The sequence below is a fragment of the Methylobacterium sp. Leaf108 genome (assembly GCF_001423265.1).
GTDB lineage: Bacteria > Pseudomonadota > Alphaproteobacteria > Rhizobiales > Beijerinckiaceae > Methylobacterium.
Map to the genome: position 1 here is coordinate 1 of NZ_LMND01000031.1, position 13,443 is coordinate 13,443.

The window sequence follows — 13,443 nt, forward strand, 5'->3', positions numbered from 1 at the left end:
CCGGTCCAGGCCCCGCCGCCGGCCCCCGCACCGCCCGCCGTCCCTCCCCTGTTTTCACGGTTCTCCCGCAGTTTGCGTGGAAGGGTCGCGGCGACGCAGCGTCGATGGACTGATTCACACCGGGGATGATCCTATCGTCATCCCTGCCGGGCTGCGTCGTCGACCAAGTCATCCGCCGCTCCGGTCATCTCATTATCGTCGCCCACGTTCGTCGGGAGCGTGGGCGCTGTCCTGACTGCAGCGCGCCAAGCTCTGCCGTTCATAGCCGATACGTCCGGCATCCTGCCGATCTTCCAAGTTTCGGCGAGGCCGTGAGGCTGCGGCTCATGGTGCGCCGCTTCTACTGCCACCATCCGTCCTGCCGACGGCGCACCTTCGTCGAATCGCTGCCGCGGCTTCTGCCGCCACGCGCACGACGCACCGGTCGGCTCGCTCGAGCTCAGGCCCATGTCGGCCTTTCATTGGGTGGTGAGGCCGGCGCTCGCCTCTCCGGACATCTGGCCATGGCCACGAGTCCCGATACGGTGCTGCGTCTCGTCCACGGTATGACGCTCCCGCCGATCGGTCCGCTGCGGGCGGTGGGAATCGACGACTGGGCGATCCGCAAGGGACAGACCTACGGCACGCTCCTTGTCGATCTCGACCGGCGACGTCCCATCGACCTGCTGCCGGATCGCTCCAGCACGACCGTCGCCGCGTGGCTCCGTCGCCATCCTGGTATCGCGATCATCACGCGCGACCGCTCGTCCGAATACGCGCGCGCAGCCACCATGGGCGCTCCCGCTGCTCTCCAAGTCGCCGACCGCTGGCATTTGCTCCTCAACCTGCGCCAGGCCGTGGAGCGCTGGCTCGGCCGCGTCCATGGACGCTTACGACGTCTGCCGAGCCTTGCCGCCGGAGAGGCACGACGGCCCGGACAGCGTCTGCGCGCCTACCGCCGGAGTGAGGCCGAGATCGCCGTGGGCCTCGACAGCCGTACCCGTCGTCTGGCCGCCTACGAGGACGTGCGTCGGCGCTTTCAGGGCGGTGAGACCCTGCTGGCGATCGCTCGGCATACGGGCCTCGCTCGCGGGACGGTGCGCAAGTATGCCCAGGCCGAGAGCTTCCCGGAACGCGCAGCACGTCGCCCCGGCCCCAGCCGCCTCGATCCCTACCTTGCGCATCTGGAGCAGCGGATGACCGAGGGGTGCGAGAACGCGATGGAGCTCTGGCGCGAGCTGCGCGAGCGTGGCTTTGCCGGGACGCACCGGCAGGTTCACCGCTTCGTTGCCGAGCGTCGCACGAGGCCGGCGCGGCGCACCGCCCGCAAATGGTTGGTCCGGACGTCCCCACCGATCACCGATGCGATCCCTCTTCCGTCTCCCAAGCAACTGGCTTGGTTCCTGACCCAGCCCGTCGAGGGTCGACTGCCCCATGCGACCGCCGCTATTGGCCGGATCAAGCAGGATCCGGAGGCGGCCCGGTTTGGTGAATTGGTGCAGCGGTTCGCAGCTCTGGTGCGGATTTGCTGTGATGATGACAGCCGGCCCTCGGATCCTGCCGGCGAACTCGACCTCTGGCTCGACGCGGCGCGCCTCAGTGGCATACCGGCCCTCGAGACGTTCGCTGCTGGTCTGGAGCGGGACGGAGCGGCGGTGCGTGCCGCGTTGACGACGTCATGGAGCAACGGTCAGGCGGAGGGTCAGATTAGCCGCCTGAAAATGCTCAAGCGGACGATGTACGGACGCGCAGGCTTCCCCCTGCTCCGACGACGTGTCCTCCTCACTGCGTAATCCACGCAAACTGCGGGAGAACCNGAAAATGCTCAAGCGGACGATGTACGGACGCGCAGGCTTCCCCCTGCTCCGACGACGTGTCCTCCTCACTGCGTAATCCACGCAAACTGCGGGAGAACCGTTTTCACGGACACATCGAAATTGAACCGCCCGTGCCGACCTCTCCGACACTCGACCCGCTTCGACCCGATCGCAGACAGGCCCCGCGGGCGACCCTCAAGTCCATAGAGGACGCGCCGTTCAGCGCCGAACCTTGTCGACCATGGCTTCGACGATGTTGCTGAAATCGTCACTCCAGGGCGTGCGTCGGTTGTCGGGGATGACCTTCGTCCAGTCGCCGCGCCGATGGAGAGCCTCCAGGTCACCGTCCGTGCGAGCCATCGCGACGACGACGCTCGGAGCGATGAAGGTGCTTTGGGAAAACGTCCTGCGCGAGTCGTCCCGGACATAGGTCACCAATCCGCTGTCGGCAGCTGCGCGAGCGAGGATGTGACGCAACTCGAGATGGTGGTTGGAGATATGGATGACGATCACCCCATCCCGTTCGAGTTTCGAGACATAGAGGCCGAGCGCTTCGCGGGTCAGCAGGTGGCTCGGGATCGCGTCCGACGAGAACGCATCGACCACGATCAGGGCGTTGGCCCCCGTCTGTTCCGCGAGGGTCAGCCGGGCATCGCCGACGACGATCCGGGCTTGCGGGGCACAGGAGCCGAGGAAGCGGAACAGGGTCGGGTCACTCGCGATGCGGACGACCTCGGGATCGATCTCCAGGAAAGTCCACGCCTCGCCGGGGACCGCGTGGCAGGCGAGGCTGCCTGCCCCCAGCCCCACCACCGTGACCGCTCCCAACGTGCCCCCGTGGCTGGCTCGCGATGCCGCGATGGCCGTGCCCATCGCGCCGTCCATTCCGTAGTAGGTCACCGGCTCCGGTCGGCCCAGAAACGGGGTTCCATCGTCGGAGGTCACCCGCATGGCGCCGTGCAGGGTCGTGCCATGGTTGAGCATCCGGAAGCGGCCGTCGCTCGACATGGACAGTTTGTGGATGCCGAAGAACGACCGGAACGCCGTGGTCTCGGACGCCGACCTCTGGAGATGGGCGGTGCTCACGGCGAGGGTCAGACCGGCAAGAGCGACCACGAGCGGCTTGCGCCACTGGGCGATCATCAGAGCGATCAACGCCAGCAGGCCGAAGACGAGCGCCGAGGCTGGCAGCATCGAGACGGTGACGGCAGACCCGGCCGCCAGGAGCGTGGCCGCCAGCACGATACGCCGCCAGCCGTCCCGCAGCGACGTCCGCGACAGTGCCGCCAGATCCGGCCTGCAGGCGAGCGCCACCACGAGGAGGATGGGATATTCCAGCACCGTGGAGAAGAGGCGCGGTGCGACGAGGGCGCAGAAGATGCCGCCCAGCATGCCGCCGAACGACAGGCAGAGGTAGAACTCCGTCAGCCGCCCGGCCGCAGGCCGGCCTTGGTAGAGCGCCCCGTGACAGATCATGGCGTTGACGAAGAACAGGCCGAGATGGAGTGCCAGCCCGACGAACAGGGACGTCGCGGAGATCATCGGAAACAGCGCCAACGCGGTCCCGATCACCTGCAGGCCGGACAGCACGAGTTGGGACGGAGCCATCCGGTCGCGGAACGCCAGGACGAAGGTCAGCAGGAACAAGGCGAGCGGCACCACCCATAGGAGGGGCGCCGCCGCGACGTCGGTGGAGATATGCGCCGTCACCGCCACCAGAAGCCCGGAGGGCACGAAGGCGAGGGCCACCCAGGCGAGGCGCTCGCGCCACAAAGCTCCTGCGTTCGCCGGCGTGGTCGCGAGCAAAGGTATCCGCGCGCTCCGGTCCGTGCCTGCGGCCATGCGCGTTGCCGTCGTGGCGCAGAGAGCGATGACGGCCGCCAGGCCCGCGAAGCCGAAGGTCCAGGCTCGGCTCTGATCCTGCAGGGAAACGAACGGTTCGACCGCAAGCGGATATGCGATCAGGGCCAGGAACGAGCCGATGTTCGACGCGCCATACAGGAAGTAGGGGTCTTCGGCCTGCGGATGGCCCGACCGGGCGAACCAGGCCTGCAGGAGTGGTCCGTTGGCCGAAAGCGCGAAGAACGGCAGTCCCACGGAGGCCAGGAACAGGCCCAGGAGCCAAACGGCCTCTCCGTCTGCCGGCGGCTTTCCCCATCCGGCAGCCAATTGAATGGGCAGTGCCGCAAACGCGCCGACCATCACGAGGACATGGACCGCGGCGGCGATCCGTAGGGGACAGTACCGGACGAGGGCGTGCGCATAGGCGTACCCGAGGAGCAGCAGCGCCTGGAACACCACCATCGCGACGGACCACACCGACGGCGAGCCACCGAGGACGGGCAGCACCATCTTCGTGAACATCGGCTGGATGCCGAACAGCAGCAAGGCCGAGAGAAAGATCGTCGCTGTGTAGAGGCCGAGGAACGCGGCGAGGCGGGCCGAGGGGCCGGATCGGACGGGCCCAGCCTTAACCGTCAGCGTCGTCATCGGCCAAATTCGCTCCGTCCTCCCGCCCTCGATTACCGAGCCGCCGTTAAATCTTGGTGTCGCGCTCGCGACGCGAGCGGAAGTCGGGAGACACGCATCCCGAGAACCGCTCCGGTCCGCATCGGGTCGGGGGTCGCGGTCAGGGGCGCGTTCCTTCGCACGTCGTCGCGCCGGACGGCGTTGACACCCCTGGGAGGGCCATCCACCCTCGGCCGTGTCCGGACCGCCTCGCAGGTGACGATCGACGATGACCGCATATGACTTCGATGGTCTCAGGACGATCCACAACCACGAATTCCTGGACGATGCGGACTTCAAGGGCGCTTACGCCCGCGGGGTCCAGGCGGCGGGACAGGACTACAAGTGGTACTGGCGGGTCCACATCGGCCTGTGGGCCGCGCGCCACGCGTCGAACCTCCAGGGTGATTTCGTCGAATGCGGCGTGAACCGCGGGTTCCTCAGCTCCGCCATCATGCAGATGCTGGATTGGGACACGACCGGCCGCACGTTCTACCTGATGGACACGTTCACCGGCGTCGATCCGCGCTATGTCTCCGACGAAGAACGGAGGAGCGGCGTCCTGGAGCGCACCCAGCGCGAGCGCGACGCGGGATTTCTCGTCACCGGATCGCAACTCGCGCATGCGAATTTCGCAGATTGGCGAAACGTCAGGATCATCGAGGGCGCCATACCCGAAACGCTGCCCCAGGCGACGCCGGAGACGATCGCCTTCATCCACATCGACATGAATTGCTCGCCTCCCGAAGTCGCCGCCCTCGAATACTTCTGGGACAGGATCGTACCCGGAGCGCCGATCCTCCTCGATGATTACGCGTACTACGGCTATCGCACCCAGAAGATCGCGATGGATGCCTTCGCGGCCGCCAAGAACATCACCATCGCATCGCTGCCCACCGGTCAGGGCCTGATGATCAAGCCGGAGTCGGCCTCGCAGGTTGCGCCGCCGAGACGCCTGGAACGACCGTCGTCCAAGACAGACGCGCCCTGGTGCTTCGCCTGCGGCAGCGATCGCTTCCGGCCTGTCCGGCCCGTCCTGTGGGACGCGCTGATCGACGAGTGGCAGCTGTCGGAACACGAGACGCATTACGTCAATCGGCAGCAGGGCGAATGCTGCGCCGACTGCGGCGCGAACCTTCGGTCGATCGCGCTGGCCAAGGCGATCGTGGCGACCCTCGGCACGCAGGAGACATTGAGGGAGTTCGTCGCCTCCAGGGCCGCCTCGCGCATCCGGATCCTGGAGCTCAACGAAGCGGGAGGATTGAGCCAATACCTTCGCAAGATGCCGGGCTACACCTTCGGCGCCTATCCCGAGGTCGACATGCACGCCCTCCCTTACCCCGACGAAAGCTTCGATCTCGTCGTCCACTCGGACACGCTCGAGCACATCGAGAACCCGGCGCATGCGCTGCGGGAATGTGCCCGGGTCCTGAAGCCGGGCGGCGCGATCTGCTACACCGTGCCGGTCATCGTAGGCCGGCTGTCGCGGGGTCGAGCCGGTCTGCCCAAGAGCTATCACGGCAATCCGGCGGAGACGGGCGACGATTTCGTCGTCCACACCGAGTTCGGCGCCGATTTCTGGACCTTGCCGGTGGAAGCCGGCCTGTCGCGCGTGACCATCCACACCATCGGCTTCCCGGCGGCCACGGCGATCAGCGCGGCCCGCTAGCGAGCCGCTCGCGGAGCACCGCCGCCGCCGACCCACCCCTGCGGGCATAACGAAGCGGCCGAAGCTCCGGCATCGGCGGGCGATCCACGCGCGGATGGAATGCGACGCGGATGTCCCGCAGCGGTCCACCGACGCCTGCGAAGCGACCGCGACCCGCCAGGTCGCGCGACGGCGACCCTTGCCGATAGCGCGCAGCGACCCTTGCCGATAACGCGCGGCGTGCTCCCGTAGAGCAACGAGTCCCAAAAGGAGATCTCTTAACTGACAATCCCATGATTTACGTAGTCTGCATCGATGGTTAATTTTACCTTCGTTTTCAATAGAGCTTGCGTCGGAGGCAACTTGATTGCTTCTGGTTCGTCAAGAGATGCGCCGATCAGCGCCGCAGTCTTGTCGTTATCGCGTTTCAGCTCGGGGATTCCATCATGGCCGCGCCGGTCACTTCCATGTCGTCAGCCCTCGCCGCCCTGGTGGGCGCCGCCCTCGTCACGTCGGCGGCCCAGGCCGGATGCGCCGGCGCCGAATGCTACCGGCACGTCTCGACCCCGCCGGTCTACGGCGCGGTCTCCGAACGGGTGCTCGTACGCCCGGCCGAGACCGTCTACCGCACCACCCCGCCGATCTACGAGACGGTGTCCGAGCAGGTGCTGGTGTCCGCTGGCGGGCGCGTCTGGCAGACCAGCCGCGACGCCTACGGCAGCCTCGTCGGTTGCTGGGTCGACGTGCCGCCGCAGTACACCACCCGCCACCGCCGGGTGCTGGTGCAACCGGCCCAATCTATCCCCGAGACCATCCCCGCCGAATACGCCAGCGTCCAGCGCCGCGTCCTCGTCGAGCCGGCGCGGGCCGGATGGGTGCCGGCCCCCGATGCCGGCGGCTTCGGTGCTCCGGCCTATGCGGGCATCGGCCCGGGCTACGGCGCGGGCTACGGCGGCCATCGCGCCGTCGGCTACCGCGGCGCGGAGTACGGACGCCCGCGCCACCGCGGCTACGGCCACCGGGGGGCCGGCTACGGCGCCTACGGTCCGCGGGCCGACCTCGGCGTCGGCTCCATTCCGGACGCGGTCGGCATGACCGGGGCGAGCTCGGCCGACGTCGGCGTCGCCCTCGGATTCTCCACCGGCAGCATCTACGACGGTTACTGAGCGTCCGTCCCGGCGCCTTCCTGCGCGGCCCCCGTCCGGGGGCCGCCTTGATTCAGCGGCGGTGCGCCACACCTCCCCGGGTGACAGGGAGGGACTTCGCATGGGTCAGTTCAAGGCGTGGATCGTCGAGAAGGGCGAGGGCGGCCAGTCCCTGCGCTACGGCGACTTCCTCGATTCCGACCTGATGGAAGGCGACGTCACCGTCCGCGTCACCCATTCGACCCTGAACTACAAGGACGGTCTGGCGATGACCGGCCGCTCCCCGGTGGTGCGGCGCTTTCCCATGATCCCGGGCATCGATTTCTCCGGCATCGTCGAGACCTCGGAGCATCCCGAATACCGCCCCGGCGATGCGGTGGTGCTCACGGGCTGGGGGGTCGGCGAGACGCATCTGGGCGCCTATGCCGAGAAGGCGCGCGTCAAGGGCGACTGGCTGGTGCCGCTGCCCGAGGGCCTCACCCCCGCCCAGGCCATGGCGATCGGTACGGCCGGCTACACCGCGATGCTGTGCCTGATGGCGATCGAGCGCCACGGGCTGACCCCCGCCGACGGTCCGGCGGTGGTGACCGGCGCCTCGGGCGGCGTCGGGTCGGTGGCGGTGGCGCTCCTCGCCCGCGCCGGTTGGCACGTGATCGCCTCGACCGGGCGGGTCGAAGCGGAATCGGCCTATCTCACCGGCCTCGGGGCGGCGCAGGTGATCGACCGCGCCGAACTCGCCGCGCCCGGCAAGCCGCTCGCCAAGGAGCGCTGGGCGGCGGCCGTCGATGCGGTCGGCTCGACGACCCTGGCCAACGTCCTCGCGGCCACCAAGGCGGACGGGGCGGTGGCCGCCTGCGGGTTGGCGCAGGGGATGGACCTGCCGACTTCGGTAGCGCCGTTCATCCTGCGCGGGGTCTCGCTGCTGGGCATCAACAGCGTGACCACTCCCCAGCCCAAGCGCCGCGAGGCCTGGGCCCGCCTCGCCCGCGACCTCGACCTCGATACGCTCGCCAGCATGACGACGCAGGTGGCGCTGGCCGATGTCGGCGGCCTCGCCGAGGACATCCTGGCCGGACGCACCCGGGGGCGCACTCTCGTGACCGTCGGCTAAAGGGAAAAAGCGGGCGTTGCCGGGAACCGATCGTCGCGAGGGCGCATTGCTGGCCTCATGAGCCAAGCATTCGTTCGAGAGCCGGAGGGCGGGGAAGCCTTCGAGGATCTCCCCGACCGCCCCATCTCCCCCCACACCAACTTCGTCACGCCCGAAGGCCTCGCGCAGATCGAGGCGGAGGTGGCCCGTCACCAAGCCGATTTCGCGGCGCTGGGTCCCGACGATAAGGCCGACACCGCCCGCATCACCCGCGACCTCCACTATTGGACGGCGCGGCTCGGCACCGCTGAACTCGTCGCGCCGACGCCGAGCGACGAGGTCCGCTTCGGTTCGCGCGTCGAGATCGAACGCGAGGACGGCACCAAGCAGAGCTACCGCATCGTCGGAGAGGACGAGGCCGACCCGGCGCAGGGCTCGATCGCCTACGTCTCGCCCATGGCCAAGGCGCTCACCGGCAAGACGGTGGGCGACACGGTCGAGGTCAACGGCCACGAGGTCGAGATCACCGCGGTCGGCTGAGGCCCTCGATGGCGAGCCTGAGGCCGACGAAGGCCTCGGCCATGAAGTCCATGAAGGCGCGCACCCTCCCGGCGTGCCTCAGGTCGGGGTGGGTGAGGAGCCAGAGACCGGCGGTCAGTTCCGGCACCGTCTCCGACAGGCGAATGAGCGTCGGGCTGGCATCCGCATCCCAACAGGGTAGGGGTCCGACGCCGATGCCGGCCTCGATCGCCTCGCGCAGGCCGAGCACCGTATTGATGCGCATGCCCAAGCGCCCGGACGTCGCCCGTCCGGCCAGGAACCGGGTGAACCGGCCGCCGGCCACCGCTTCGCTCGGACAGACCCACACGCATTCCGACAGCGGCGGCCAGATGCGGTCGGAGCGCCCGTAGACCGCCCATTGGATGGTGGCGAGGCGGCGTCCGACCAGGGTCGCCGGCGGCTCGTCGCTGGCGCGGATCGCCACGTCGGCGTCGCGTCGGGACAGGTTCAACGCCTCCTCCGACACGACGAGGTCGAGGCAGATCAGCGGATACCGTTCGGCGAAGCGACCGAGGAGCGGCATCAGGGTGTTGGCGACGAGACCCGCCGGGGCGGTGATCCGCAGTTCGCCCGCCGGCTCCAGGGAGCGTCCCGCAGATTCGCGCTGGAATCGTGCGACCTGCGCCTCCATCCGACCGGCCGCCTCGATCATCGCGATGCCGGCCGGGGTCGCCACGTAGCCGCCCCGGTGGCGCTCGAACAGGCGGGTCCCGGTCTGCGCCTCGATGGCGGCGAGGCGGCGGAACGCGGTGGAATGGTTGATGCCCAGATCCTCGGCCGCCCGCGTCAGCCCGCCGCGATCGGCCACCGCCTTCACCAGGCGAAAATCGTCCCACGCCATTCCCGTGATCGCCAACCCCATGAGCCGTCATCCCCGTCAGCGGCGGCCGGTCTTGCACGCACGCAAACGAACCTTTGCAGGAGAGGGTATTTTCGCAAGGCCCGCAGCGGGCGATATCGGACCGTGGAAGAGGCCCGCGTCGTCGCGCGGCCTCGACGAGACGATGGACGGAGAGCGTGATGGCGAAGGTTCTGGTGCTGTATTATTCGTCCTGGGGCCATGTCGAGCAGATGGCGCAGGCCGTGGCCGAGGGCGCACGCGAGGCGGGCGCCGAGGTCTCGGTGAAGCGCGTGCCCGAGTTGGTGCCCGAGGAGGTCGCCAAGCAGTTCCACTACAAGCTCGACCAGGCCGCGCCCATCGCCACCGTGGACGAACTGGCCGATTACGACGCGATCGTCTTCGGCACGCCGACCCGGTTCGGCAACATGGCCGCGCAGATGAAGCAGTTCCTCGACCAGACCGGCGGCCTCTGGGCCCAGGGCAAGCTCGTGGGCAAGGTCGGCTCGGTGTTCACCTCCACGGCGTCGCAGCACGGCGGCCAGGAGACGACGCTGACGAGCTTCCACACGGTGCTCCTGCACCACGGCATGGTCGTCGTCGGGCTGCCCTATGCGTTCCAGGGTCAGAACGGCGTCGAAGCCGTCAAGGGCGGTTCGCCCTACGGCGCCACCACGATCGCCGACGGCGACGGCTCGCGCCAGCCCAGCCCGGTCGAACTCGACGGCGCCCGCTTCCAGGGTCGCCACGTGGCCGGCATCGCGGCCAAGCTCGCGGGCTGACGGTCGAGGCGCCCGGCTTCGTTGGAAGCCGGGCAACAAAAAAGGCTCGGATTGCTCCGAGCCTGGAAGGAAGAAAGGCCATTGGGGGCTGAACTGGCCTTCGTGCAGGGATAACGGGCGAAGCCCGGAAGGGTTGCAACGCTCGCGGCAAAAATTTCAGCGGGGGGCGGCGGCCCGTGCGAGGCGGTCGTTGATGGCTTCGCCCAGGCCCGCGTGCGGGATCGGCGCCACCGCGATGACGGCGGCATGCGAGGCGTCGAGCCGGCGCAGGGCCGCGAACAATCCGGCGGCCGCTTCGGCGAGGTCGCCCGACGGACTGAGGTTCACCGAGGCCACGGCCGCGGACAGGCCGGCGGGACGGTTCGGGCCGAACAGCAGCACGGCCTCGCCCGGCTGCAGCGATCGCGCTTCCAGCCGAACCTGCGCGCGGGGCGCGTAGTGCGAGGCCAGCAGCCCCGGCGACAGCGGTGCGTCAGGATCGTCCTCGCGCCCCTCGAGGGCGAGGCCGAGCACCCGCGCGACGTCCTCGCGGGTGACGCCGCCCGGCCGCAACAGGCGGGGCGGCCCGCCGAGGCAGGCCACCACCGTCGATTCGACCCCCACCGCCGCCGCGCCGCCGTCGATCACCGCCGCGATACGCCCGTCGAGGTCGGCCAGGACGTCGGCGGCGCTGGTCGGGCTGACCCGGCCCGAGCGGTTGGCGGAGGGGGCGGCGACCGGACGGCCGACCGCGGCGAGGAGATCGCGCGCGATCCCCGAGCCGGGTACGCGCAACGCGACGCTGGGCAGGCCGGCGCGGGCGAGATCGCAGACCGTCGCCCCGGCCGCGGCCGGCACCACCAGGGTCAGCGGGCCGGGCCAGAACGCCCGCGCCAGGGCCAGGGCCGTCTCGTCGAACCGGCCTTCGCGCAGGGCGGCTTCGAGGCCCGCCACATGCGCGATGAGCGGGTTGAAGCGCGGCCGCGCCTTGGCGGCATAGATCGCGGCCACCGCGCGCGGATCGGTGGCGTCGGCCCCGAGGCCGTAGACCGTCTCGGTGGGGAAGGCGACGAGGCGCCCCGCCGCCAGCAGCCGCGCCCCCCGCGCCAGCCCGTCCCGGTCGGCGGCGAGCCGAAGGGTCGGCCCGTGGTCCGCCGGATCGGGGATTGACCCGAGATCGTTCATATATAAACTATCTCTCGTCGTGACGACCGGAGGCGGCGGACGTATGGATGTGCGTCGCGCCGATCCGCGCGTCAAACGGTCCCCGGCTCGCCGGGACGTAAGCACCGCCATAAGACGGTGCCGGAGGAGTGTCGGGATGTCCTATCGCACGCCGGTGGCCGAGATGGCCTTCACCCTGCGCCATGTGGCGGGGCTCGACGAGGGCATCGCGTCGGGGCTCTACGGGGAGCTGACGGCGGAGGACGCCGAGGCGATCCTGCAGGAGGCGGCCCGCGTCGCCGATGCGGTGATCGCACCGCTCAACACGGTGGGCGACCGCCACGGCACCCCGCTGGCGGAGGGGTCGATCACGACGCCGCCGGGCTGGCGCGAGGCCTACCGGACCTGGACGGAGGGCGGCTGGAACGGCCTCTCGGCGGAGGCCGATCACGGCGGACAGGGCCTGCCGCTCCTCCTCAACGCCGCCTGCACTGAGATGTGGAACGCGGCCAGCATCGCGTTCGGCCTGTGCCCCCTCTTGACCGCCGGCGGCATCGAGGCCCTGGCCCGGCACGGCTCGGACGCGCTCAAGGAGCGCTACCTCGGCAGGCTCGTCTCGGGCGAATGGACCGCCACCATGAACCTGACCGAGCCGCAGGCGGGCTCGGACCTGTCCCTCCTGCGCGCCAGGGCCGAGGCGGCGGGCGACGGCAGCTACCGGATCACCGGCTCCAAGATCTACATCACCTACGGCGAGCACGACCTCACCGACAACATCGTCCACCTGGTGCTCGCCCGCCTCAGGGACGCGCCGGCCGGCACCCGCGGCATCTCGCTGTTCCTGGTCCCCAAGGTGCTGCCGGACGGGAGCCACAACGACCTGCGCTGCTCGGGCATCGAGCACAAGCTCGGCATCCACGGTTCGCCGACCTGCTCCATGGCCTTCGGCGACCACGGCGGCGCCACCGGCTGGCTGATCGGCGAGGAGAACCGGGGGCTCGCCTGCATGTTCACGATGATGAACTCGGCCCGCCTCAACGTCGGGCTGCAGGGGGTCGGCGTCGCGGAGCGGTCCTACCGGCAGGCGCTGGCCTATGCCCGCGACCGGCGCCAGGGCCGCGCCCCCGGTGCGACGCAGGCGAGCCCGATCGTCGAACACGCCGACGTGCAACGCATGCTGCTCACCATGAAGGCCTCTACGGCGGCCGCGCGCGGCATCTGCTACCTCACCGCGCAGGCGCTCGACGCGGCCAGGGGGGCGGAGGGCCAGGCGGCGGCCGACAGGGCCTCGCTGCTGACGCCGGTGGCCAAGGCCTTCTCCACCGACATCGCCAACGAGGTGACCTCGCTCGGCGTCCAGGTCCACGGCGGCATGGGCTTCGTGGAGGAGACCGGGGCCGCCCAGCACATGCGCGACGCGCGCATCCTGGCCATCTACGAGGGCACCAACGGCATCCAGGCGATCGACCTCGTGGCCCGCAAGCTGCCGCTGGCCGGCGGCGCCACGGTGCGGGCGCAGATCGCCGGAATGCGCCGGATCGCCGAGGGCGTGCAGAAGGACGCCTCGCCGGCCTTCGGCCACACCGCCGCGCGCCTGCGGGCCGGCATCGAGAGCCTCGACCGGGCGACGAGCTTCCAGGCCAAGGCGCTCGGCTCGAACCGTCCCGACGACGCGCTCGCCGGAGCGACGCCCTACCTGCGCCTGTTCGGGCTGGCCCAGGGCGGCGCCTGCCTCGCCAAGGCGGCGCTGGCGTCGAGCGCCGCCCTGCGCGCGGGCGAGACCGACCCGGCCCATGCCGCCCGCGTCAGTCTGGCGCGGTTCTTCTGCGAGAACCTGCTGACCGCGGCCGGCGGGCTGGAGGAGAGCGTCATCGACGGGGGCGGCTTCACGCAGGATGCAGAGCTGGCGCTGGCGGGTTGAACCGCACGAAC

The 13,443-nt window shown here is 69.7% G+C and carries 10 protein-coding genes; 7 read left to right on the plus strand and 3 right to left on the minus strand.

The window, feature by feature from the left end:
- The first annotated feature begins 125 nt into the window (after window positions 1-125).
- Window positions 126-1,772, plus strand: coding sequence for an ISL3 family transposase (locus tag ASF39_RS14715; protein WP_056285224.1), 1,647 nt, complete (start codon window positions 126-128; stop codon window positions 1,770-1,772).
- Window positions 1,773-2,015: 243 nt separating this feature from the next.
- On the opposite strand, the gene ASF39_RS14720 is transcribed toward ASF39_RS14715, so the two are convergent.
- Complete coding sequence (locus tag ASF39_RS14720; protein WP_244472426.1) at window positions 2,016-4,574, minus strand: fused MFS/spermidine synthase; 2,559 nt, start codon at window positions 4,572-4,574, stop codon at window positions 2,016-2,018.
- On the opposite strand from ASF39_RS14720, the gene ASF39_RS21920 reads away from it, so the two are divergent.
- The 4 genes from ASF39_RS21920 (at window position 4,534) to greA (ending at window position 8,727) form a co-directional block, all read left to right on the plus strand.
- Window positions 4,534-5,973 carry a TylF/MycF/NovP-related O-methyltransferase gene (locus ASF39_RS21920; protein WP_200938231.1) on the plus strand — a complete coding sequence of 480 codons (1,440 nt, stop codon included), beginning with the start codon at window positions 4,534-4,536 and terminating at the stop codon, window positions 5,971-5,973. The two genes, ASF39_RS14720 and ASF39_RS21920, sit on opposite strands and share 41 nt — an antisense overlap.
- Window positions 5,974-6,419: 446 nt before the next feature.
- Window positions 6,420-7,118, plus strand: a complete 699-nt coding sequence (locus ASF39_RS14730; RefSeq protein WP_244472427.1) for a hypothetical protein — start codon at window positions 6,420-6,422, stop codon at window positions 7,116-7,118.
- Window positions 7,119-7,218: 100 nt separating this feature from the next.
- Window positions 7,219-8,208, plus strand: coding sequence for an MDR family oxidoreductase (locus tag ASF39_RS14735; RefSeq protein WP_056285233.1), 990 nt, complete (start codon window positions 7,219-7,221; stop codon window positions 8,206-8,208).
- A gap of 57 nt (window positions 8,209-8,265) precedes the next feature.
- Complete coding sequence (greA, locus tag ASF39_RS14740) at window positions 8,266-8,727, plus strand: transcription elongation factor GreA (protein ID WP_055885025.1); 462 nt, start codon at window positions 8,266-8,268, stop codon at window positions 8,725-8,727.
- Here the strand turns inward: greA and ASF39_RS14745 are convergent.
- A complete protein-coding gene (locus ASF39_RS14745) occupies window positions 8,711-9,589 on the minus strand; it encodes a LysR family transcriptional regulator (RefSeq protein ID WP_056285236.1) in 879 nt (292 codons plus the stop codon). The two genes, greA and ASF39_RS14745, sit on opposite strands and share 17 nt — an antisense overlap.
- 179 nt (window positions 9,590-9,768) lie before the next feature.
- Here ASF39_RS14745 and wrbA point away from each other — a divergent pair, with 179 nt between their 5' ends.
- The gene (gene wrbA / locus ASF39_RS14750; protein ID WP_056285238.1) at window positions 9,769-10,368 is read left to right on the plus strand and encodes an NAD(P)H:quinone oxidoreductase; all 600 of its coding nucleotides are present in this window, start codon (window positions 9,769-9,771) and stop codon (window positions 10,366-10,368) included.
- A gap of 156 nt (window positions 10,369-10,524) precedes the next feature.
- Here wrbA and ASF39_RS14755 read toward each other — a convergent pair whose 3' ends face one another.
- Window positions 10,525-11,532, minus strand: coding sequence for an L-threonylcarbamoyladenylate synthase (locus ASF39_RS14755; RefSeq protein WP_056285241.1), 1,008 nt, complete (start codon window positions 11,530-11,532; stop codon window positions 10,525-10,527).
- Window positions 11,533-11,668: 136 nt separating this feature from the next.
- Between ASF39_RS14755 and ASF39_RS14760 the strand changes: the two genes are divergently transcribed.
- Window positions 11,669-13,432 carry an acyl-CoA dehydrogenase gene (locus tag ASF39_RS14760; RefSeq protein ID WP_056285244.1) on the plus strand — a complete coding sequence of 588 codons (1,764 nt, stop codon included), beginning with the start codon at window positions 11,669-11,671 and terminating at the stop codon, window positions 13,430-13,432.
- The last annotated feature ends 11 nt before the right edge of the window (window positions 13,433-13,443 follow it).